The following is a 22207-nucleotide window of genomic DNA, read 5'->3' on the forward strand; positions in this document are numbered from 1 at the left end:
ACTGTTGCGGCGGCGGGGGCGGGGGCGCGAACTGTTGCGGCGGTGCGGGTGGCGGCGGTGGCGGGGTGAACTGCTGCGGCGGTGCGGGCCGCGCGGCGGGGGTGGGTGTGTCGTCGACCGAAATACCGAAATCGGTGGCCAAACCGGCCAGACCCGAGGCGTATCCCTGGCCTACCGCCCGAAACTTCCAGGCGCCCTGGCGGCGGTACAGCTCGCCGAGCACGAACGCGGTCTCGGTCGTAGCGCCGGTGCTGTCGAAGCGCGCTACCTCGGCGCCGTTCGCCGGGTCGACCACGCGCACATACAACCCGTTGAACTGTCCGAAAGTGCCGCCGTCCGCGGAGGCCGCGATCACAATGGTGTCGACCTGCGGCTCGACCTGGGCCAGATTCACCGACAACGTGTCGAGCACGGTCGGTCCCTGCTGTTTACCCTCGTACCGGACAGCGCCGGACGCATGCGCAGGCTGGTTGTAGAAAACGAAGTCGCTGTCGGACCGCACCTTGCCCGACACGAGCAGCAGTGCGGACGCATCCGCGTCCGGAACTCCGGGACCCGACTGCCACCCCAGCTCGATGCGGACCGCGGACATCGGCACCGCTACATTGGCGCCCTTCATCATCGACACAGCTGCCAACGTATCGGAAACGCGCTGTCCGCGTCAGGACTACGCGACCGCGCCGGAATCGCGCCTGCGTCAGGACTACGCGACCGCGCCGGAATCGCGGTTATTCGGGACTGTGCGCCTGCGCCGGAACTATGTGCCCGCGTCAGAACTACGTGCCGCGGGTCGGCGGAGCGATCTGCCAGTGCCGATTCAGCCCGCCCGCGATCTCTGGTAGCACGGTCACCGGGACTCGCTTGCGGCGCAGCATTTCCCGGATTTCCTGCACCTGCTCGCGTTTGCGCATGTCGTAGGCGCCCGAGACCGGACGAATCACCGGCGGAATGGACAGCAGCACCAGTTCACCGTGTCGTTCGTCGCCACCGGACAGGTCGAGCGCGAGCGACCACCTGGCCCGCTCGTCGAGCGCGAACCGCCCGGCCACGACCCGATCCCAGTCGATGCTGGATTCTTGCCAGGGGGTGCGCCGGTAGATCCCGCCGTCGGTGAGTACGACGCCGTCCCGTGCGAACAGCGCGACCAGGATCGCGATGCCCGCTACCACACCGGCGAGTAGCCCGGTGAACACCCGGTTCAGGCCGAATCCCGAGACGATCGCGCCACAGACCAGCGTGGTCACACCGATCCCGAGCGCGCCGTAGAGCAGCGCTCGTCGAGTGGGAACCACGCCCGCGCGCACCATAGTCATCTCGCCTCCTGCCGACTGCGAAATCACCGTACCGGGTCGGCGGACCGAGCGATATCGAGTGGGTCACGCCTCCAATGCGACCGCGGCCTCGCCCGTGTACACCAGGAACGTCAGGCTCTGCTGGAAGTACAGCCGCACCGACTCCGCGTCGTGGGACAGGTAGCCGATCGACAGGTCCTGGCCGAGCTGTAGGTCGAAGTCGCCGCCTCGAGTGGTCAGCACGAACGCGCCGTCGATGGCGGGCGCCCAGATGATTTCGCCCTCTGGGATGAGGCGCTCGATGTGGGTGCGGATCGGGTGGCCGTGATCGGAGGTCTCGCTGACCGCCGTGTACAGGTCAGCGCTGAGCAGCACCGAGTACGGGCCGTCGACGCCCGCCAGCCGCAGCGCGCTGAGCGCCTGGGTGACGGCCTCGGGAACCAATCTCGGGTCGCTCGGCACGTTGATGGCCTCGTTGGACGAACTCGCCCGGATACCCGTGATATTCGCGGCCGGGTAGCCCTCGAAGATGGCGCGGTCCTCGGCGAACGCGATGCGCCGCGCAGCCTCTTTCACCGGATCCAGATCCGTGTCCTTCGCACCGCGCTCGACATCGTCGAGTTCATCGCGCGACAGCGTGAACGGGACCCGCAGTTCGACCAGCGGCGCGACCACGCGCTGACGGGCCTGCACACCCTCGTCGGGTGCGGCGATCGCGGTGGTGCGGCCGAGACCGACGGCGGAGTAGTCGGTGCCGTGCGGACCGGAAAGGTCGACGACGCGACGTCCGGCGATGTGCCGCTTGAAGGTTCGTGTCGCTTCTTCCTCGATCGCCGTCCAGGCATCGGAGGTGATCGGCGCGAGTTCGCGATGGAGGTTGTTCATTGCTGCATGCTCCTTTTCAACGTGCCGATACCGAGTGATCCATCCCCGGCGCCCCCCTTGTCAACGCCGTCGGCGCTCGATGATTCCTCGACCTCCGGCGGGTCGGGCGGTGCGTCGAGGAAGTCTTGGGACGGTGTGAAGAACAAAGTGCCGGTGACCGCGGTGGAGAAATCCAGGATGCGGTCGTATTCGGCCTCCTCCGATCCGAGGAACATCCGGGTGAGCATTGCCTCGGTGACGCTGGGTGTCGCGGCGTAAGCGATGTAGTACGTGCCGAATTCGTCGTCGCGGACGCTGCCGAACGGCATATTGGCGCGCAGGATCTGGCGTTGGGTTCCGTCGGGATCGACGATGGTGTTCACGGCGACATGGGAATTCGGAGGCTTGTCCTCGTCGGAGAACTCGATGTCGTCCAGCTTGGTTCGCCCGATGACGCGCTCCTGCTCGGGCACCGGAAGTTGCCGCCAGTCCGTCATGGCGTGCAGGTACTTCTGCACGATCACGTAGCTGCCGCCCGCGAAGTCCGGATCTTCGTCGCCGACCAGCGCCACCCGCCCGGCGTCCGATGTCGGCAACGCGCCCTCGGGGTTTTCCGTGCCGTCCACGAAGCCGAGCAGATCGCGCTGTTCGAAGTACCTGAACCCGACCGTCTCGTCGACGATGGTGACGGCGCCGCTGAGCCGATCGCCGATCAGCATCGCCAGTTCGAAACAGGCGTCCTGGACCTCGGCTTTGATATGGAACAGCAGGTCGCCCGGCGTCGCGGGGGCCTTGTGGCGCTGGCCGTCGTATCCGGGGAATTCGTGCAGCTCGGCGGGCCTCGGCCCGGCGAAGAGCCGATCCCACGCGGCGGAGCCGATGGAGGTCACACAGGTGAGTCCCGCCCCTGGTAATCGGAACCCGACCGAACGGCGCAGCCCGCCCAAATCGGCGAGCACATCGCGCACCGTCTGCTCTCCACCCTCGTCGATGGTGGCGACAAGGAAGATCGCGGCCGGTGTGAGAGGTTCGAGGATCGGCTGCGGCTCACCCATGATCGCCAGCCTAGTGGCCCGCGCCGGACCTCCGATCGAGCGGCGCGGCCTACTTGGCGACGGTCAGCAGGAACGCAACGTCGTCCACGGCCTTGACGCTGTGCCGAGCCTTGGGCACAACCAGCAGGTCACCGGCCGAACCCTTCCATTCATTGGTGCCGCTGATCAGCGTCAGCGTGCCGCTGAGCACCAGCAGCGTCGCCTCGCCCGCATTGTCGTGCTCGGCCAGACTCTGGCCCGCGCTCAGACCGACAACGGTCTGGCGCAGCGAATTGGCATGCCCGCCGTAGATCGTTTGCGAACTGCGTCCGCTCGTGGCGGTGGCGGCCAACTTGAGCTGTTGGCGCGCGACCGCTGTCAGCGATTTCTTGTCCATGGACCGCCTTTCGCAGATCACATCCACCCGTGTCAGGGCTGGTGACACGGGCTGTAAGCGTGGGGCGGACTGCTGTCCGACCACCCGCTTATTCAGGAGTATGCCCGACGTCTGCGTGTCGCGGGCTCGGTTTGATCGCCCGCCCTCTGTGCGGCGTGTTCACCGCTGTCCCTGCGGGTCGAACGGTGTTGTGCTGCTGCGGCTGATCGATGCCGGAGGTTTGCGGACTAGTCGGATCTTTCGCGGGTGTAGTGACGTATCCGGAAGCGCAGCCCGGTCGTCGACTCGCGCCAGGGCGCTGGTTCGGTGTCGTGCCATTCGGGGCCGATGGCAGGCGCGTACGCGTCACCGTCGACGGTGGTGTCCACCTCGGTGACGAGCAGGTCGGTCGCGAAATCCATAGCGGCGCGGTAGATCTCGCCACCGCCCGCGATCCATACGGTGTCGGGGGCGCTCATGGCCATGGCCTCGGGTAGCGATCCGGCGCGTTCGGCGCCCTCCGCCGACCAGTCGGGTTGTCTGGTCACCACGATGTTGCGGCGGCCTTTGAGCGGCCGGAATTTGGGGGGAAGGGAATCCCAGGTGCGCCTCCCCATCACGACCGGATGGCCCATGGTGACGGCCTTGAAATTGGCCAGATCCTCGGGCACCCGCCAGGGGATGGTGTTCTCGAAACCGATTACCCTGTCAGGGGTTTGCGCCCAGATGAGTCCGATCGTGCGGTCCAACTCGCTCACACTGCCACCGGGGCCTTGATGGCCGGGTGGTGTTGGTAGTCGGCGATTTCCACGTCCTCGTAGGTGTAGTCGAACAGGGTCGGCGCTTGGCGCAGCCGCAGTGCCGGGAAGGGGTACGGTTCGCGCGTCAGCTGCTCGGTGACCTGCTCGACATGGTTGTCGTAGATGTGACAGTCACCGCCGGTCCAGATGAAATCGCCGGGCTCGAGTCCCGTCTGCTGCGCCACCATGTGGGTGAGCAGCGCATAGCTGGCGATATTGAACGGGACGCCGAGGAACAGGTCGGCGCTGCGCTGATAGAGCTGGCAGGACAGCTTGCCGTCGGCCACATAGAACTGGAAGAACGCATGGCATGGGGCCAGGGCCATCTTGTCCAGCTCGGCCACATTCCAGGCCGAGACGATCATGCGGCGCGAATCCGGGTTGGTGCGCAGAGTCTGCAGCACCTCCGAGATCTGGTCGATGTGGGCGCCGTCCGGCGTCGGCCACGACCGCCACTGCACGCCGTAGACCGGGCCGAGTTCGCCATCGGCGTCGGCCCATTCGTCCCAGATGGAGACGCCGTGCTCCTGCAGCCAGGCCACGTTGGAATCGCCGCGCAGGAACCACAGCAGCTCATAGACGATCGACTTCAGATGGACCTTTTTCGTGGTGATCAGCGGGAAACCTGCCGAGAGGTCGTAGCGCAGCTGATGGCCGAAGATGCTGCGGGTGCCGGTCCCGGTACGGTCCGCTTTCGCCGTCCCGGAGTCCAGGACCAGGCGGAGCAGGTCCTCGTATTGGGTATCGCGAGCATTGGTGGCCACGCCTGGCGAGTTTACTGATCGCCGTGCCTGGCAAGCTCGGGCCATGCGCAAGCTCTACGTGATCGGCATCGGTGCCGGTGACCCCGACCAGGTGACGGTGCAGGCCATCAAGGCCATGCGGCAGGTCGAGGTGTTCTTCGTCATCGGCAAGGGCGCCGAGAAGCAGGAACTCGTCGATGTGCGGACCGCCATCCTGACCGAGCACGTCGAGGGCGACTACCGGATCGTGGAGATCACTGACCCGCCGCGCGACCGCACGCCCGCCGACTACCGGGGTGTCGTCGAGGACTGGCACGATCGCCGCTCCGCGCTGCTGGAGGAAGCCTTCGCACAGGTCGAGGGTGTCGGCGGCATTCTCGTGTGGGGTGACCCTTCGCTGTATGACAGCACTCTGCGGATTATCGAGCGAGTGCTCGCTCGCGGGGCACAGACCTTCGATTACGAGGTGATTCCAGGGGTCACCAGTGCGCAGGCGCTGGCTGCCCGGCATCGAATGGTGTTGCACCGCATCGGCGAACCCGTACACATCACCACCGGGAGGCGGCTGCGCGAGGATGGTCTCGGCCCTGGCTCGAACCTGGTGATGCTGGACGGGGATTGTGCTTTTACCGAGGTCCCCGGCGACGACGTGCACATCTGGTGGGGCGCTTATCTCGGTATGCCCGATGAGGTCCTCATCGAGGGCCCGCTGCGGGAGGTCGAGGACGAGATTGTCCGCCGTCGTGGCGAATTGCGTGGCGCGAAGGGCTGGATCATGGACATCTATCTACTGCGCGCCGATGGATAGCTCGCGAACCGGGTGCTATCGGTGAATCCGGTGCTATCGGCTAACTCGGTCGCGGTGGCGAGATCGGCAAGGGGCGCCTGTTCAGAAGTTCCAGGGCGCGCTCCCCAGTAGCGGCCGCACCCCGGGATGGGGCGGCGTTGTATTGCGGACGGGCCGCTTGTGTCGGGCCTCCCAGGTAGCCTGGGATTCGTGCCCGAGCTACCTGAGGTGGAGGCGTTGGCGCAGTTCCTGAGGGAGCACGCCGTCGGCGCTGTTGTGGGGCGTGTCGATGTGGCCGCGTTGAGCGCGGTCAAGACGTTCGACCCGCCGGTGACGGCGTTGTCGGGGCGGGATGTGACGGGGGCGGGGCGGTTCGGGAAGTTTCTCGGGTTGGAGTGCGGCGGGCTGTGGTTGATCACGCACCTGTCTCGTGGCGGCTGGCTGCGCTGGATCGATGAGCCGAGCGCGACGCCGCCGAAACCGGGCAAGGGGCCGTTGGCGCTGCGCGTGCACTTCTTCACCCCGGAGGGAGCGACGCCTGCGTTCGATCTGACGGAGGCGGGCACCAAGAAGCGGCTTGCGGTGTACATCGTCGAGGACCCGAAGCTGGTGCCGGGCATCTCGCGCCTCGGCCCGGACGCGCTCGAAGTGACCGAGGAACAGTTCGCCGAAATCCTGCACGGCACCTCGCAACGCATCAAGACCGCGATCGTCGACCAGACGCTGATCGCCGGGATCGGCAACGCCTACTCCGACGAGATCCTGCACACCGCGCGGATCTCCCCTTTCGCCAACACCAAAACGATGTCGGCAGAAACGATTTCGGTACTGTACGCCGCCATGCGCGCCGAACTCGCCGACGCCGTACAGCGATCGGTTGGCCAGGCCGCCGCCCGCCTCAAGGGCGAAAAGCGTTCCGGCATGCAGGTACACGCCAGGACCGGCCTACCCTGCCTGGTCTGCGGCGACATCGTCCGCGAGGTGTCCTACGCAGAGCGTTCGTTCCAGTACTGCGCGACCTGCCAAACCGGCGGCAAGGTGCTGGCCGATCGCCGCATGTCTCGGCTGTTGAAGTAGTCCAACGGATTCGGCGAGCATTCCACCGTCGGACATGGTCGCCGGACGTAGGGCCTTGCGGGCCGACAGGCGGTGCGGGGCGGCGTTGGTGAGAGGGCTTCCTGCGATGGAGGGCAGCCCGGTCCGGACATCACGTCAGGGTCGGCACTCCGATACCTTGCCACGCAATGCGTTTCGCCTTGTCCGGGTCGATTTCCAGCCGGGTCGGGTCGTCGATGATCAGGGTGGTGCGACGGTCCTCGGTGTAGGCGGGCCAAGACGGCAGGGGTACGCCATTGCGGGCGAAGGAGAGCCAGTTGTCCTGGAATTGGCGGGTGACGGCTCGGAGGCCGCGGCGACCGCCCGCGGCGGTGAGCGTACGTCCGAAGGGGGAGTCGACCGCGCCGAACACCGGGATGAGATCGGTCGCGTGGGTCGCGCCGACGCCCGCGAGATGGAATGCGCGCGGGGCGAAGTCGTAGCGGTAGGCGTAGGTGGGGGCGTAGTGGCTGTGGCCCTCCATTGCGGTGACGGAGGGTCGCCAGAAGACGTAGTCACCGCCCGCGCGGATCGCGACCTTCGGGGCGGGATAGCCGGGATAAGCGGCGACGACCCGGGATTCGGCGTCGTCGCCCGCCCGCGACAGCAGCCGGTGCAGCCGGTCGGGGTTGGTCGGCAGTTCATCGGCGAACTTCGCGAACAACGCCCCTTCCTCGCGATTGGTGCCGATGATGAGCGGCAGCCGGTGCGCGGTGCCGTCGGTGATCGCGTCGATCGGAGCCTTCGGCAGATACGTGCCGTCGACGATCGGTGCGATGGGGAACAGGCCGGGATGTTCGCGTAGTACCTTCCCGCTGCTGACATCGACCGCGCGGCGAATATCGTTGGCACCGGCCGTGATCAGCGCCTCGGCCGCGCTTTCTGGTGTGGCCCCGAGAGCCTCGACGCACCGGCGAGCGAAGGTGCGTGCGTCGTCGGAGTTCATCGCCCAGTCGGCGGGCGGGCTCTGCGCGATGCCGCGGTGGAACAGCCCCTCGGCCGCCGGCGTGGCCAACAGCGAAAGGACCGAGTGCGCGCCCGCGGATTCACCGAAGATGGTGACATTGCCGGGATCACCGCCGAATGCGGCGATATTGCGCTGCACCCACTCCAATGCGGCGACTTGATCGCGCAGCCCGAGGTTGGCGTCGAAAGGCCGCTCTGGTGTACCGAATTCACCGAAGTCGACATAGCCGAACGCGCCAAGGCGGTAGTTCAGCGACACCACGATCACATCGCCGCGCACCGCCAGCCGGGCACCGGAGTACAGGCTCAGCGCCGACGTGCCGATCATGTAGCCGCCGCCGTGGATGAACACCAGCACCGGACGCGGCGTCCACGAACGATCGACCGGTGCAACGACATTGAGTGTCAACGAGTCTTCGCTGGTCGGCTGGTACTGGCGCGGTCCGATCCGCGCACCAGACCTGTGCTGCATGGCGGCGGTGCCGAACCGCGTCGCCTCGCGGACACCGGTCCACGGCACTACCGGTTGGGGTGCACGAAAGCGCAGGTCTCCGACCGGAGCAGCCGCGTAGGGAAGGGATCGCCAGCGAACCACGCGACGGCCGCGGTGACCGCGGACAACTCCGTCGGCGGTCGTGATATCTGCCATCTACCGATGGTAACTACGTTCGGCGTGCTTCCAACAGACGTAACCAGAGCTCGCTTACCGTCGGGTAGGCAGGCACTGCGTGCCACAGTGTTGCCAGCGGTACTTTGCCCACCACCGCGATCGTTGCCGCGTGGAGGAGCTCGCCGACCTCGGGGCCGACGAAGGTCGCACCGAGCACCGTGTCGGCGTCGGCATCGATCACCAGCTTCGCCCGCCCCGAATAGTCGTCGCGCGCCAATGACGAACCGGCCACCGCGATATCGATCTCCACGGCCTGCACCGAATACCCGGCTTTGCGCGCCGCGGCCTCGGTGAGTCCGACCGAGGCGACCTCGGGTGCGGTGAACACGACCTGCGGGACCTGCTCATGATCGGCGGTCGCCGCGAATCGCGCCTGCGACAGTTCCCGTCCCTCCGCCCGTGCGGCAATGACGTCCCCGCATACCCTGGCCTGGTATTTGCCCATGTGGGTCAGCGCGACGCGCCCGTTCACATCGCCCACCGCGTACAGCCAGTCGCCGTCGACACCGCGCGCGGTCAGCCGGTCGTCCACGTCGACGGAGCCGTCCGGCAGCCCGACCGCGGCCAAACCGAGGTCCTTTGTCGCCGGTCCGCGCCCGGCGGCCACAATGATCTCGTCGGCTTCGATCCGCGCGTCGTCGGGATCTACCTTGTCGCCGCGCAGCTGAACGGTCACCGTGCCGCCGTGTATGCGCCCTTCGCCGGTGTCCTTCGCGTCCTCGCGTTCCACCTGTGCGGGCTGGGTGCCGAAGCGGACCCGTACGCCCGCGTCGGCCAATCCCGCGGCCACGCGCTCCCGGGCGAACGGTTCGGCATTGCCGAGCACCGAATCGCCGCGCACCAGCAGCGTGACTTCCTCGGCACCGAGCCCGGCCAGCCAGGTCGCGGCCTCACAGGCGACCACACCGCCGCCGACGATCACCACACGCCGGGGAACTTCGCGCAGGTTGGTGGCATCCCGCGAGGTCCACGGCAGTGCGTCGCGCAGGCCGGGGATGTCCGGGACGTTGGCCTTGGTTCCGGTGGCCAGCACTACCGCGTGCCTGGCGGTCAGTATGCGGCCGTCGACCTCGACGAGTCGCGCACCGGCAAGGCGTCCGGTACCGCGGATGACGTCGATCCGGCTGTCGGTGGCCCACTGCACCTGCGAGCTGTCGTCGTGGTCGTGGGTGAAGCTGTCGCGTCTGGCCAGCACCGCGTCGACCTCGGGCCCGCTGGCGCCGATCCCTGCCATCGCCTGCGCTCCCGACAGGACGTGCACGGGTCGCAGCAGCGCCTTGCTTGGCATGCATGCCCAATACGAACACTCGCCGCCGACCAGTTCGCGCTCCACGATCGCCGCGGTGCGCTCGCTACCTGCGATGGCGTAGGCGGCGGCGTTTTCCCCGGCCGGCCCGCCACCGATCACGATGACGTCGTACTCGGCGGTGATCGGACCCGAGGTCACTGCAGATAGCCCTCGACCTGACGGGCCGAATTGACCTCGGCGTCGTCCGGCGAGATGCCCTGATCGACCCGTGCCCGTCGCTGCCGCAGCAGGTCCCACGCCTGATCGAGCATCACTTCGAGCTCTGCGAGTTGCTGCCGCTCCGTTACCGGATCGACCTCGCCGGCCGTCGCCTTGGACCGCAGAGCGTGCTCGCGATCGACCAGATTCTTGATACGCGCCAGGATGTCCTGTTCGGTCATGCAGACCATGCTACGACCGGGCCAGGCAATCCCCGGCCACAGAAACGGCGATTTCCAGGTCAGCCCAGTTGAGGGCGGTGTACCCGAGGGCGACGCCGAAGGATCGTTGCGCGCCGATGTGGTGGCGGGCCAGCCCGTCCAAAGCGATGCCACGCGCCTTGCCTTCGGCGATGGCCTGCTGTTCCAGCTCGGCCGATGCCAGCGGCACCACGATATGCGAACCGGCGTCGTCGCCGACCACATCGAGACCGCGCCTGCGTAGCTCGTCGACCACCAGTGCCCGGCGCGGTGGCAGTGCGCGGCGCAACCGGCGCAGGTGCCGGGCCAGGTCACCGTGCCTGGCGAATTCGACGAGCACCCGCTGGCCCGCCGGACTCGGACCGGTCCCGGTCAGCTCCCGGTGCGCGAGGACCGCGTCGGCGATCTCCGGTGTCGCGACCAACCAGCCGGTTCCCAGACTTGGCGACAGAATCTTGCTCGTCGTCCCCAAATGCACGACCACGTCCGGCGCCATCGCGGCGAGTAGAGGCAAAGGTGCTGTGTCGTAACGTAATTCGCCGTCGTAGTCGTCCTCGATGATGGGCACGGCTGCCCGCCTGGCGAATTCGACCAGTTGCACCCGGCGCGCCGCGGGCATGCGTGCGCCGAGCGGAAACTGGTGTGCCGGTGTGCAATACACCGCCTTGATGTCGGGCGGCAGCAGGTCGACCCGCAGTCCCTCGGCGTCCACGGGAACGGGCAGCACCCGGACCCCTGCGGCCAGGAAGGCGCCTGCGGCGCGCTGATAGCCGGGATCCTCCATCGCGATCACATCGCCGGGTCGCAGTAGCGCGGCAGCGAGTTCGCCGACGGCCGAACTGGTTCCGGCGGTGGCGAGTACGACGGTGTCGCTGTTCGCGCCGAGACCGCGGTGCCGGAGGAGATGCTCGGCGATCGTCGATCGGAACTCCGGCTCGCCGCCGCGATCTTTGCGGACCATCGGGGAGCCGTCGGCAGCAGTCCGCCAGGCCCTGCGCCAGGCCGAGTGGTCGATGGCCTCGACGCAGGGTGCGCCAGGGCCGAGGTCGAGGAGCTGCGCGTTGTCGGTCGATCCGGACAGGGCACTCGGCCGGGTGGGAGTCGCGGTGGGCGCGGTGGTCAGGTAGGTGCCCGATCCGCGCTTGCCCGCGATCCAGCCCTCGGCGTGCAGCTGGTCATAGGCCGCGGCGACGACCGTACGGCTCACGCCGAGCCGCTGCGCAAGCGACCGTGAGGACGGGAGCCGGTCGGCGGTACGCAGCATGCCAGTGCTCGCCGCGGCCCGCAGACCATCGGCCACTTGCGCCGACAGCGGCTGCGCCGCATGGCGGTCGAGCACGAGCGGGAGTTCGTCGAGCACGGGCGCCTCCAGAATTGGCCTGTGAGATTTTCTCTGAATTGGCTATTTCAGAATGCCACTTCTGCTCTCAGGATAGTCATTATGACCAAGTCGATCACTTCTCGGCCCCCGCTCTCGCCGACCCCGCGCAGCACCCCGACCCGGGCAAAGGACCGAGCCAGGTCCGACAGGGCCGACCTGGACGCGGTCCTCGACGCGGGTCTGGTCTGCCACCTCGGTGTCGTGCTCGGCGGCTCTCCGGTGGTGGTTCCCACCGTCTACGGACGCGACGGCGACACGCTGTACCTGCACGGCTCGACCGGTGCGGGCAACCTGCGTGCGGCACTGGAAGGCGACATCTCCATCGCCGTGACCCTGGTCGACGGCCTCATCTACGCCCGCTCGGCCATGCACTTCTCGATGAACTACCGCTCCGCGGTGGTGCGGGGCCGCGCGATGGAGGTGACCGACCCCGAAGAGCGGATGCACGCGCTTCGCGTAGTGATCGAGCATTCCGCACCCGGCGCCTGGGACCGGGTGCGCCGGCCGAACAAGAAGGAACTGGCCGCGACCGAAGTGCTCGCCCTCGATCTCACCGAGGCGTCGGTGAAGGTCCGAACCGGTGGCCCGAACGACGACCCCGAGGACATCGAGGCCGGTGGTGTGTGGGCGGGCGTGCTGCCCATGCGTCAGGTGTGGGATGCGCCGGTGCCCTCGGTAGATCTCGAGCCCGGCATCGAGGTGCCGCAGGATGTGCTCGTCCGGTCGGACGCCGTCCCCCCATCCTGACAACGCCGCACCCTGATAGGAATTCGATTTCCGACTGCCAGATGCCGTGCTCCATCCGGATACGCCGAGTATTCTGCGGCGGCTCACTGTGCTCATGCTGCCGTTCGTCCTGGCCGGAGCTTTCATAGTCGCCGGTAGGCACCAGGCGATGGCGGCTGATTGCGGGGACGGCGTCGTCGTACTCGGGGCGCGCGGATCCGGTCAGCCGACCGACAAACCGCAAGGCGGACTCGGTACCGAAGTGAACAACGCGTACAACAGAATTCGGGACAGGCTGCAGCAGCGGGGAATACGCGCGAGATTCCAAGCTGTCGACTACCCGGCGGAGGGGGTGCTGACCATCCCGATAGGTCCTGCGGGTGTTGAAATATTTCTCAACAGCATCACCATCGGCGTGAACAACGCCATCACCCAGCTCTTGCAGATTCAAAATGGATTGCGCACCAATCCGGCATGCGCCGGTCCACGGATCGTATTGGCAGGCTATTCGCAGGGCGCGATGGTGATGCACCGCGCCCTCGAAGAATTGAACGCGGGGACCGGCGTGTACACCGAGTTGCTCGGGCGCATCGGCGCCGCCGACCACGACCACGACACCGCCGCCATCTGGCACTCAATCGGTGCTGACACTCCAGGGCGTGGAAGAGCCATACGGCGTGTCTTTCGACGCGTCGGGCGGGGTCGTCGTGAACCAGAAGTTCTACAAGATAGTGCGGTTGGATTCGCGCGGAGTACAGACGACTCTGGTCGACGATGAGCAGATACAGCCCTGGGACGTTGCCGTCGACGGTACGGGCGCCGTCTACTACAACGATCTGATGAGCCGCTCGGTATTCGAACTTGCCCCCGGTTCGACCGCACCACAGGCGATCTACACGTTCCCGGATCGCGGGCAACAGCCGTTCGCGATCGCCGCGGCTCCCGATGGCACGGTAGTCGTCTCCGCCGTGATTACAGGCAACACATCGGCGCAAATGGATGTGTGGAGGTTTGCGCCCGGCTCGCCGACGCCGACGATGCTGCCTTTCCCGAAGGAGTCGATCGGGGCGTTGGCCATCACCGCGGGCGGCGACATCTACGCGTCGGCGCAACAGAAGGTCTGGAAGCTGCCCGCCGGAGCAGCGGCCGCGACGCAACTACCGATTACCCCACGCACGACGCGCGGTGTAGCAGTCAGCAACAGCGGCGATGTGTACGTCTCCGACGCCTACGGTGGCGGCGATCCCGACGGCCCGCTCGGCCCCGGCAACGTACTCGTTCTCCGCGCCGGAGCAACCACGCCGACCGTAGTTCCTTTCACCGGGTCTGAAAGAACCGGGACAGATCGACGTCAACAGCGCGGGCGAACTCGTCCTGGTCGACGCGGGAAACAATCGTGTACTGAAGCTCACGGCCTGGTCGTCCTGAGTCCCGACGCCGACTCGTGATTGCGCCCGGTGAGTGGCATATGGCTGTGGCGAATCGTTCGGTGCGTTACCGGCCGAACGGACATGACGGAGGGCGGTCGTGGAGTTTGCCGCAGCCATGTCCCGCTTCTGGCGAGGTGTCGTCACCAGAGGGTGGAGGGAAGGTGGAGTTGTGCTGTTGTCTTGCGCGCGAGATTACCTAGTGTCGCGGCGGATTCGATGTGGGTGGAATCGAGGCTTACCAGGGACAGGATGTAGTCGTCGGCTATGCGACACAGGTAGCCGGATAGGCGGGTGCGCGGGAGTCGGTTGGCGGTGAGGCCGGGGTGGATGGCGCGGGCGGCGACGCCGGTGCAATGGTGTGGGCCGAGTGTGCGCAGGGAGGCGGGGAGGGTTCCGATGTTGGAGCACAGGATGTCTCGTTCGCCGGCGCCTTTGGACAGCGCGTAGGCCCAGCGGTCGGGGATCACCTGTAGTAGTTCCTCGGGGATGCCGGCGGGGCTGGACATGCGACGCTCGTAGGCGATTCTGGACTTCTCGCGAATCGTTGCCGGGGTGTCGGCGCGGTCGACGGTGATCTCCGTCATCGCGAGGTCGTTGTCGACCCGGGGCTCGTCTCGGGTATCGACGGGGAGACTGGCGTCGATCGCCGCGTGTGGGAATCCACTGGCCCACAGCATGTTTGCGACCAGCCAGATGAACAGGCTGTTGGCGGTTCCACCTTGTGCGGCGGCCGCCTGGTCCCAGTCGGATACCGGGCACTGCAGGATCACGCTGTGCGTAGGCGCATGGCTGGAACCGGTGCGGGATCGGCCCGCTGCGGCTGTCACCGGCCGTTGCGGAATGCCATTCCGAAGCGCACGGGCAGTGCCGCGCAATACGATCGACCACTGTCGTAGCGCATCTGACCAGTCTGATTCCGGAGCAACAGGATTCGTCGACAAGGCAGCGATGACCGCCGAATCGGTGGCGTCGGGTCGGAATGCGCCCGGTTCGCTCGTCGCGTGATCGGCAAGAGGTGCCGTCGAGGCTTGATGTGATTGCGGCGCTGTCGATTGCGTGGCCGAACCATCGTCGGATGCGGGCGGATTCGTTGTGGCCCGGCGGCGCAGGGCGGCATCGACAGCGAGTGCCAGGGCGCGGCCGTCGGCAATGGCGTGCGAACAGGTCAGGGAGACGAGTGATCCACCATCATCGAGTGCGGTGGCGGACAGTCGCCAGCCGGGACCTGACTCGGGATCGAGGTCGGCGCCTTGGCTGTCGGCCCAATCGAGCAATGTCGCGGTGGAGATCGGCTGTTCGGTGATGGCGAGGGGGTAGGCCCTGGTGTTGGGGCGCCAGGACAGTCGGGCTCCCGGCACGCGTGGGCGGATCACGCGTCGCCCCAACGGCCCTGCGCTCAGGGCGGTGTGGACCTGTTGGAGCAGCTGCGGGTCGATGCGGTCGGCCGTGCGCCATAGGCCCTGTAGTGCGATCGGGGTGCCGAGACCGCGATGGGTGCGCAGGAAGATCTCGTCGACGACACTCAGTCGATCGCTGCCGCCGAGTCGATCAGCAACGTCGAGTCGATCAGCAACGTCGAGTCGATTCCGAGCGCTGGGCCGACGCATCGGGTCAGGCGCGTGCGCCGTGTCGGCCTGCGCCTGCGGCGAATCGTTGCGCGCCTTCCAAAGCCCCGTCGGTGAGTGCGGTCATGCCGTGCCGGAACTCGTTGCGGATCGCCGCTTCCTCTTCGAGACCGTCCTGCTCGAGCATCGACATCCGATCCGAGCGCAGACAGGTCTGTGGCAGGGCTGCCAGCTGTGCCGCGACCTCCTCGGCGACACGACGCGAATCACCGGTCGGCACCACGCGATTGACCAGGCCCATCTGCAGGGCCTCCGGCGCGCTTACGTCGCGGCCGGTGAGCACCATGTCCATCGCGCGACCCGTCCCGATGATGCGCGGTAGTCGTACCGTGCCGCCGTCGATCAGCGGCACCCCCCAGCGGCGGCAGAACACGCCGAAGATGCTGTCCTGCTCGGCGATGCGCAGATCGCACCACAGTGCCAGCTCCAGCCCGCCCGCCACCGCGTAGCCGGAGACGGCGGCGATCACGGGCTTGGACAGCTTCATGCGGGTGGGGCCCATCGGGCCGTCTCCGGCTTCGGTCGCCCGATTGGAGTTTTCGGTGCCGAGCGCTTTGAGGTCCGCGCCAGCGCAGAAGGTGCCGCCATCACCCCATAGCACCGCGACCGACGCGCTGGGATCGGCGTCGAAGGCGCGGAACGCATCGGCAAGCGCGGCGGCTGTCGGGCCGTCGACGGCATTGCGGGCGGCGGGGCGATGCAGGATGACGGTGGTCACGGGTCCGGAGTGTTCGACACGGACGGCGCGACCGTTGGCTTGGTCAGTCACGTACACGACCCTACGACGTAAAACAGCAGGGAAACAGTCCTTGCGTGAAGAAATGAATCTGTGTTTCACTTCTTGCGTGGTGTACCGCAGAACCCCTGGAGTGCAGGCCCGCCTCGATGCGCAAGCCGCGTTGATCGTGCAGGCAGCGACGAGGGTCCTCTCCATGGAGGGCTACGCGGGGCTGTCCATGGCGGCGGTCGCGAACGAGGCCGGAGTGGCCACCGGAACGGTGTACAAGCACTTCGAGGGCAAGTCCGAACTGGTGAGCGCGGTCTTCCGGAAGGTGGTCGCCCGTGAGGTCACCGCGGTCACCGCGGCGGCCACGGAACGAGTCACGGCGGTCGATGCCGGAGTGTCCGCGGTCGAACGCGTCACCACCGCCGTGGAAACCTTCGCGGGGCGCGCGCTGAAGAATCCGAAACTCGCCTATGTGCTGCTCGTCGAACCCGTCGACACGGCGGTCGACAACGAACGACTGCACTTCCGGCGCGCCTTCGCCGAAGCCTTCGAATCGGCGATCGCCGGGGGCGTGTCGCGCGGGGAGTTGCCCGCGCAGGACGCGCGAATCAGTGCCGCCGCACTGGTCGGTGCGATCGGTGAGGTGCTGGCCGGCCCACTGGCCGATGCGCCGCACAGCGAATCCGTCGTCCCAGAACTCGTTGCCTTCGCGATGCGCGCGCTCGGCGTGCGCGACAATCAGAGCGCCTCGGGCGCTCGATAGAAACAGGAGTTGTCCGATGCCGACGCATGAAGTCTTCAACCAGGTTCCGAACATCGTGCCGTTCGACGTCTCGCGAAACCCGGCGCTGCTGGAGGGCCTGCACCGTGAGGGCGCCGGCTGGGCCGAGCAGGAGGTGCGCGAACTCGGCACGCTCGCAGGCGGTTTCGCTGCGCAGGAATGGGGACGCCTGGCCAACGAGTATCCGCCGGTGCTGCACACCCACGACCGCTACGGAAATCGCATCGACGAGGTCGAATTCCACCCGCACTGGCACGACCTGATGAATGTCGCTGTCGCCCATGGCCTGCACGGTTCGCCCTGGCTCGATGACCGGCCCGGCACGCACACCGCCCGCGCCGCCAAGTTCTACACCTGGGGTGTCGCCGACGCCGGACACATGTGTCCGATCTCGATGACCTACGCGGTGGTGCCCGCACTGCGGCACAACAAAGAGCTCGCGGCGAAGTACGAACCGCTGCTCGGCTCCCGGACCTACGACTTCGGTCTGCGTGAGCCGTCCACCAAAGCCGGACTCATCGCGGGCATGTCGATGACCGAAAAGCAGGGCGGCTCCGACGTTCGCGCCAACACCACCACCGCGACTCCGCAGCCGGACGGCAGCTACCGAATCGTCGGACACAAGTGGTTCACCTCGGCGCCCATGTCGGACATGTTCCTCACGTTGGCGCAGGCGCCGGGCGGTCTGTCCTGCTTCCTGCTGCCCCGGGTGCTGCCGGACGACACCCGCAATCCCATTCGGATCCAACGACTCAAGGACAAGCTGGGCAACAAGTCCAACGCTTCCTCGGAGATCGAATACGAGAACGCCACCGGCTGGTTGGTGGGCGACGAGGGCGCCGGGGTCAAGACCATCATCGAAATGGTCAATATGACCCGCCTGGACTGCGTGATCGGCTCGTCCACCGGCATGCGCGTCGGCGCGGTGTACGCCGTGCACCACGCGCGGCATCGAGAGGTGTTCGGCAAGAAGCTGATCGATCAGCCCGCCATGCGCAATGTGCTGGCGGACTTGGTGATCGAATCCGACGCCGCGACCACCGTGATGATGCGCCTCGCGGGCGCCACCGACCGGGCGAGCCAAGACCCCGCCGAGGCGGCGCTGCGCCGAATCGCGTTGGCGGTCACCAAATACTGGGTCTGCAAGCGCGCCCCGTCGCACGCGGCCGAGGCCCTTGAATGCTTCGGCGGCAACGGTTACGCCGAAGAATCCGGCATGCCGCGCCTCTACCGCGAGGCGCCGCTCATGTCCATCTGGGAGGGCTCCGGCAACGTCGCAGCCCTGGATGCGTTGCGCGCCATGGGCCGTCAGCCCGAGACCGTCGAGGCCTATTTCAACGAGGTCTCACTGGCCCGCGGTGCGAACCCCCGCCTCGACGACGCCATCACCCGCGTCGGCAAGGAACTGTCCGACCTCAGCGATATCGAATACCGCGCCCGTCGCATCATCGAACTCATGGCGCTGGTCCTGCAGGGCGCTCAACTCGTCCGCCACGGTCACCCCGCCGTCGCCGATGCCTTCTGCGCCACCCGCCTGGGCGACGACTGGGGTATCGCCTTCGGCACCCTGCCCACCGGCGTCGACACCGGCGCGATCATCGAGCGCGCCTTCGTCTGATAGCCACCGGACTGGCTGGTCGAGCACCAGCTCGGCCAGCCAGTGGCTCAGGCTGGCAGGCTGAATAGGTGCGTGGCACCGCGATCGGTCCGACAAGCTGGGACCGTGAAATCGGAGCATGAGCGGTTGTGTCGCCTGTTCGGCCAGTGCGGAGTTCGCGAGATTGCGATGTCCGAGGTGGGATCGGGGTCAGGAGCCGGAGCCGGACGGGGGATTGGGGTCGGGAGCCGTAGCCGGAGTGGGGTTCGGTGCGGGAGCCGGGTCGGGGTTGGGAGCCGGAGCGGGGGTGGGGTGGGGAGCCGCGGCGTCCGAAGACGGCCGCGTGATGACGATGGGCATGCGCAACGGAATGTGGATGGGTCCGGCGGGCCGGTTGCGCATCCACTGGGCGATAGCCGCAACAGTCGAAAGCACCGCCATCGCGCCGGCGAACCACGCCCAAGAGGTGAGACCGGCGGTGGTCCATGTGTATCTCTTGACGCCGGGCAGCGCGTAGTTGCCGTTGCCGGAGGCCCAGCGCACCAGCATGCCGACCTGGCTGCCCAGATCCCGTGTGGGGCCGTTTCCGACCATGTTCCGCACGTCGGGCGCTTTGCCGTTCATGTGGACCAGGGCGAAGACTACGAACAGTGACATCGCTATCGAGGAACCCATCACCAAACCGGATAGCGCCTGGGTACGTGCTCGAAGATTGACCACTGCGGCGACGACGACGACCGCGATGGCGACGCAGGCGAGGACGGCCCAGGTGCCGTTGACCTTGGCGGTAGGCGGCGGCGATCCCGACCAGAGGGCCACCAGGGAACTGGATATTTCGAATTTCCCAAAAGGGGTGGCCTTGATCTTGCCGTCGGTCGAGGACGCGTTGACCCACGGCTGGAACAGCGCGAAAAACGTGATGATGCTGCCGACCGCGGCGAACAGGTAGCCCCAACTGCCTCGGAGCGCGGCCAGGTGCGGTCGGAGCGAGGCCACGACGTTCGCCACTTCGACCTGACGCCGTGGGGCACCGCCTGTTGCTTGGCTGGGTGAGATGGCCTGTGCCTGTTGAGTTTTGCCCTCTTGCCAGGGCGTCGGCTGCACCATCGTCCGAGTTTACGAGCCGGACAATGTGGGAGTCCGGTCCGAACTCGCCGCCGGTGGGAAGCTCGGATCGGTTGCAGCGCGGCGCATGCCGCGCCCATGCGGCAAGTGCGCTGTGCGGTCGAGATTTACGGCGTTACTTGGGTGGGTCCGGAGTGGGTGTCGGGTCCGGAGTGGGTGCGGGGTCCGGAGTGGGATCTGGTGCGGGAGTGGGGTCGGGCGCGGGACCTGGGTTCGAAGCGGGGCGAGCAATGACGATGGGCATGCGCAGCGGGATGTGGATGGGTCCCGCCGGACGATTGCGCACCCACTGGGCGGTGGCGGCAACCGCCGAAACCACCGCCATCGCGGCGGCGAACCATGCCCAAGAGGTGAGACTGGCGGTGGTCATGGAAACCTGGCGGAGACCAGGCACCGGGTATCTACCGTTGCCGGAGGCCCAGCGCATCAGCAGGCCGATTTGGCCGCCCAGATCCGTAGGGCGTCCGTATCCGAGCATGGCTCTCAGTTCGGGCGCTTTACCGTTCATGTGGACCAGGGCGAAGACGATGAAAAGCGCCATGGCTACCGAGGAACCGGCCGCCAAATGACTGAGCGCCTCGGTGCGCGCTCGAAGATTGACCACCACGGCGAAGACGGTGACGGCGATGGCGACGCAGGCGAGGACGGCCCAGGTGCCGTTGACCTTTACTTGAGCTGGTGGCGCTCCCGACCAGAGGGTTACGAGGGAGCTGGATATTTGGAATTTCCCAAAGGGGGTGGCTGTGATCCTGCCGTCGAGCGCGGCAGCGTTGACCCACGGCTGGAACAGTACGAAAAATGTGATGAGGTTCCCGATTGCGGCGAATGCGTAGCCCCAGTTTCCCCGGAGCGGGGCCAGGTGCGGTCGTAGTGCGGCTACGGCGTTCGTGACTTTGATCCGACCGTGTGGTGCGCCGCGGGCCGTGGGGCTGGGTGGGCCGACCTGTTTGTGTGAACTTTTGCTCGATTGCCAGGGAGTTGGTTGCGCCATCGCCCGAGGTTACAAATAGTGATCGACCAATGCTCGGTTCGATCTCACCGCCCGTGGGAAGTCGCGCATGTTAATTACCATCGCGTTCGATGGGTTCGAGTACGCGTTCGACCAGCGCGGTGTCGCAGTGCTCGATCAGCTCGGTGAGCTGGCCGTTCGTGAGTCGGAAGATCATGCAATAGGTCTGTTCGTACGGCTCGCCGCGCGTGGTGATCCCGTGGCCGCGGACCTGTGCCACGACGCGGTCGTCTTCGGCGATGATGAAGTCGGCCGTGCTCCGGTATTCGGTGAACTGTGTCATGAGTGGGCGCAGAAGTTCTTTCAGCACAACAGTTTTCGGCTCCCAGCTGCCGGACCACGACCAGTTTCCCGGAAAAATCCAGCGGAAATCGTCGGCCATTGCCGCAGTCATCGCTTGCGTATTACCCTGTGCCATCTGGTCGAAGATGTGCTCGATCAGTTTCTTGTTTTCGGCTGCGCTCATGAATTCGACGGTATGCGGCGCATAGGCATGCGACAAGCGAGGGTCTCGCATATTTGATATGAGTAATCAGCATGGGTGATTTCACGATTGTCGGCTTGCGGGTGGTCCGCGAGGCTGCTCGGTGCGGGTCGTTTTCGACCGCTGCCGAGAACCTCGGCTACACGCAGTCGGCCGTGTCCCGGCAGATCGCCCTGATGGAGCAGGCGGCGGGCAAGACATTGTTCGAACGGCACGCGCGCGGGGTGCAACCCACCGAGGCGGGGCGAATCGTCCTGCGGCACGCGGAAACGGTGCTCGGCGGACTAGGTGCCGCTCGACACGACCTCGACCAGCTCGCGGCGCGGCCACCAGCGCTGCTTCGGGTCGGTGCGTTCTCCACTGCGATGGCGGCGCTGGTGCCGAGGGCCATTGCCGACACCGCCGCACGACTCGCGCGGGTACCGCTGCGCGAGGGGACCAGCCCGCTGCTGCTCGCCGCCGTCGCCCGGGGGCGACTGGATCTGGCGGTGGTGACCGAAACACGCACCCTGCCAGACGATCTCGAGGTCGAGCCGCTGCTGGACGATCCACTGCTCATCGCGGTCGCGCCCGACCACACCCTCGCCGACCGGGTGAGCGTCACCCCCGCACAGTTGCGCGGTGAGCGCTGGATCGTCGGCAGCACCGAGTTGAACAGCACCCTGCTCGGCGCGTTCAGCGACGCCACCTGGGAGCCGGATATCGCGTTCGTCGCGCGCGACTGGTTTGCCAAGCTCGGGCTGGTCGCGGCCGGGATGGGCATCACGGTGGTGCCCAGCATCGCCGTGCCGGTGCTACCGCCGACCATCGCGCTCATCCGCATCGACCACCCTGCGGCCGTTCGCAGCACGGCCGTCGTCTACCGCTCCGAGGCCAGGGACGCCGAGCCGACGCGGACGTTCACCGAGGCGCTGCGTGACGGTGCGGCCGAGCTGTCCGCCGAGGTCCGGCAACGACTTCGATAGCTACGACCGCAAATTCGAGGCAG

The 22207-nt window shown here is 66.9% G+C and carries 24 protein-coding genes; 8 read left to right on the forward strand and 16 right to left on the reverse strand.

Annotated features, from left to right (window positions below):
- The 7 genes from ACFQZZ_RS32040 to ACFQZZ_RS32070 form a co-directional block, all read right to left on the reverse strand.
- Positions 1–622 (reverse strand): TerD family protein (locus tag ACFQZZ_RS32040; RefSeq protein ID WP_378688589.1); only part of this gene is annotated, 622 nt, incomplete at its 3' end.
- A 154-nt stretch (positions 623–776) separates the two neighbouring features.
- Entirely contained in the window at positions 777–1313 is a 537-nt protein-coding gene (locus tag ACFQZZ_RS32045) for a hypothetical protein (RefSeq protein WP_378688239.1), read from the reverse strand.
- A 63-nt stretch (positions 1314–1376) separates the two neighbouring features.
- A complete protein-coding gene (locus tag ACFQZZ_RS32050) occupies positions 1377–2177 on the reverse strand; it encodes a family 1 encapsulin nanocompartment shell protein (protein ID WP_378688242.1) in 801 nt (266 codons plus the stop codon).
- Positions 2174–3211: a Dyp-type peroxidase gene (locus tag ACFQZZ_RS32055; RefSeq protein WP_378688243.1), complete on the reverse strand. Its 1038-nt coding sequence runs from the start codon at positions 3209–3211 to the stop codon at positions 2174–2176. Before ACFQZZ_RS32055 ends, ACFQZZ_RS32050 begins: the two co-directional genes overlap by 4 nt.
- 49 nt (positions 3212–3260) lie before the next feature.
- Positions 3261–3587 (reverse strand): cupin domain-containing protein, encoded by a 327-nt coding sequence (locus ACFQZZ_RS32060; RefSeq protein ID WP_378688246.1) that lies wholly within the window; start codon positions 3585–3587, stop codon positions 3261–3263.
- A gap of 227 nt (positions 3588–3814) precedes the next feature.
- Positions 3815–4315, reverse strand: coding sequence for a dihydrofolate reductase (locus tag ACFQZZ_RS32065; protein WP_378688592.1), 501 nt, complete (start codon positions 4313–4315; stop codon positions 3815–3817).
- 5 nt (positions 4316–4320) lie between these two features.
- Complete coding sequence (locus ACFQZZ_RS32070) at positions 4321–5130, reverse strand: thymidylate synthase (RefSeq protein WP_378688249.1); 810 nt, start codon at positions 5128–5130, stop codon at positions 4321–4323.
- A 43-nt stretch (positions 5131–5173) separates the two neighbouring features.
- Here ACFQZZ_RS32070 and cobF point away from each other — a divergent pair, with 43 nt between their 5' ends.
- Together cobF and ACFQZZ_RS32080 are read left to right on the forward strand one after the other, a co-directional pair.
- A complete protein-coding gene (gene cobF, locus ACFQZZ_RS32075; RefSeq protein ID WP_378688251.1) occupies positions 5174–5917 on the forward strand; it encodes a precorrin-6A synthase (deacetylating) in 744 nt (247 codons plus the stop codon).
- Positions 5918–6106: 189 nt separating this feature from the next.
- Positions 6107–6973 carry an Fpg/Nei family DNA glycosylase gene (locus ACFQZZ_RS32080; protein WP_378688254.1) on the forward strand — a complete coding sequence of 289 codons (867 nt, stop codon included), beginning with the start codon at positions 6107–6109 and terminating at the stop codon, positions 6971–6973.
- A 130-nt stretch (positions 6974–7103) separates the two neighbouring features.
- Here the strand turns inward: ACFQZZ_RS32080 and ACFQZZ_RS32085 are convergent, their stop codons facing one another.
- From ACFQZZ_RS32085 to ACFQZZ_RS32100, 4 genes are read right to left on the reverse strand one after another with little or no spacing between them, the layout of a single operon-like run.
- Positions 7104–8606: a carboxylesterase/lipase family protein gene (locus ACFQZZ_RS32085; protein WP_378688257.1), complete on the reverse strand. Its 1503-nt coding sequence runs from the start codon at positions 8604–8606 to the stop codon at positions 7104–7106.
- Positions 8607–8619: 13 nt separating this feature from the next.
- Positions 8620–10074, reverse strand: a complete 1455-nt coding sequence (locus ACFQZZ_RS32090) for a dihydrolipoyl dehydrogenase family protein (protein ID WP_378688260.1) — start codon at positions 10072–10074, stop codon at positions 8620–8622.
- The gene (locus ACFQZZ_RS32095; RefSeq protein ID WP_378688262.1) at positions 10071–10316 is read right to left on the reverse strand and encodes a DUF2630 family protein; all 246 of its coding nucleotides are present in this window, start codon (positions 10314–10316) and stop codon (positions 10071–10073) included. Before ACFQZZ_RS32095 ends, ACFQZZ_RS32090 begins: the two co-directional genes overlap by 4 nt.
- 10 nt (positions 10317–10326) lie before the next feature.
- Complete coding sequence (locus ACFQZZ_RS32100; protein WP_378688263.1) at positions 10327–11694, reverse strand: PLP-dependent aminotransferase family protein; 1368 nt, start codon at positions 11692–11694, stop codon at positions 10327–10329.
- Positions 11695–11775: 81 nt separating this feature from the next.
- Between ACFQZZ_RS32100 and ACFQZZ_RS32105 the strand changes: the two genes are divergently transcribed.
- The 3 genes from ACFQZZ_RS32105 (at position 11776) to ACFQZZ_RS32115 (ending at position 13889) form a co-directional block, all read left to right on the forward strand.
- Positions 11776–12462, forward strand: coding sequence for a pyridoxamine 5'-phosphate oxidase family protein (locus tag ACFQZZ_RS32105; protein ID WP_378688266.1), 687 nt, complete (start codon positions 11776–11778; stop codon positions 12460–12462).
- Positions 12463–12556: 94 nt separating this feature from the next.
- Positions 12557–13219, forward strand: coding sequence for a cutinase family protein (locus ACFQZZ_RS32110; RefSeq protein WP_378688269.1), 663 nt, complete (start codon positions 12557–12559; stop codon positions 13217–13219).
- The gene (locus ACFQZZ_RS32115; RefSeq protein ID WP_378688272.1) at positions 13179–13889 is read left to right on the forward strand and encodes a hypothetical protein; all 711 of its coding nucleotides are present in this window, start codon (positions 13179–13181) and stop codon (positions 13887–13889) included. Before ACFQZZ_RS32110 ends, ACFQZZ_RS32115 begins: the two co-directional genes overlap by 41 nt.
- 122 nt (positions 13890–14011) lie before the next feature.
- Here ACFQZZ_RS32115 and ACFQZZ_RS32120 read toward each other — a convergent pair whose 3' ends face one another.
- Positions 14012–15478, reverse strand: a complete 1467-nt coding sequence (locus ACFQZZ_RS32120; RefSeq protein ID WP_378688275.1) for a hypothetical protein — start codon at positions 15476–15478, stop codon at positions 14012–14014.
- Positions 15479–15482: 4 nt separating this feature from the next.
- Positions 15483–16265 (reverse strand): crotonase/enoyl-CoA hydratase family protein, encoded by a 783-nt coding sequence (locus tag ACFQZZ_RS32125; protein ID WP_378688278.1) that lies wholly within the window; start codon positions 16263–16265, stop codon positions 15483–15485.
- A gap of 76 nt (positions 16266–16341) precedes the next feature.
- Between ACFQZZ_RS32125 and ACFQZZ_RS32130 the strand changes: the two genes are divergently transcribed.
- Positions 16342–16986: a TetR/AcrR family transcriptional regulator gene (locus tag ACFQZZ_RS32130; RefSeq protein ID WP_378688281.1), complete on the forward strand. Its 645-nt coding sequence runs from the start codon at positions 16342–16344 to the stop codon at positions 16984–16986.
- 16 nt (positions 16987–17002) lie between these two features.
- A complete protein-coding gene (locus ACFQZZ_RS32135) occupies positions 17003–18622 on the forward strand; it encodes an acyl-CoA dehydrogenase family protein (protein ID WP_378688284.1) in 1620 nt (539 codons plus the stop codon).
- A 189-nt stretch (positions 18623–18811) separates the two neighbouring features.
- Here the strand turns inward: ACFQZZ_RS32135 and ACFQZZ_RS32140 are convergent, their stop codons facing one another.
- The 3 genes from ACFQZZ_RS32140 to ACFQZZ_RS32150 all read right to left on the reverse strand — a co-directional run bounded on the left by ACFQZZ_RS32140 (position 18812) and on the right by ACFQZZ_RS32150 (position 21201).
- A complete protein-coding gene (locus ACFQZZ_RS32140; RefSeq protein ID WP_378688287.1) occupies positions 18812–19708 on the reverse strand; it encodes a hypothetical protein in 897 nt (298 codons plus the stop codon).
- A gap of 133 nt (positions 19709–19841) precedes the next feature.
- Positions 19842–20717, reverse strand: coding sequence for a hypothetical protein (locus ACFQZZ_RS32145; protein ID WP_378688289.1), 876 nt, complete (start codon positions 20715–20717; stop codon positions 19842–19844).
- A gap of 70 nt (positions 20718–20787) precedes the next feature.
- Complete coding sequence (locus tag ACFQZZ_RS32150) at positions 20788–21201, reverse strand: nuclear transport factor 2 family protein (protein ID WP_378688292.1); 414 nt, start codon at positions 21199–21201, stop codon at positions 20788–20790.
- A gap of 71 nt (positions 21202–21272) precedes the next feature.
- On the opposite strand from ACFQZZ_RS32150, the gene ACFQZZ_RS32155 reads away from it, so the two are divergent.
- Positions 21273–22184, forward strand: coding sequence for a LysR family transcriptional regulator (locus tag ACFQZZ_RS32155; RefSeq protein ID WP_378688294.1), 912 nt, complete (start codon positions 21273–21275; stop codon positions 22182–22184).
- The last annotated feature ends 23 nt before the right edge of the window (positions 22185–22207 follow it).

The organism is Nocardia sp. GCM10030253, assembly GCF_042675075.1.
GTDB lineage: Bacteria > Actinomycetota > Actinomycetes > Mycobacteriales > Mycobacteriaceae > Nocardia.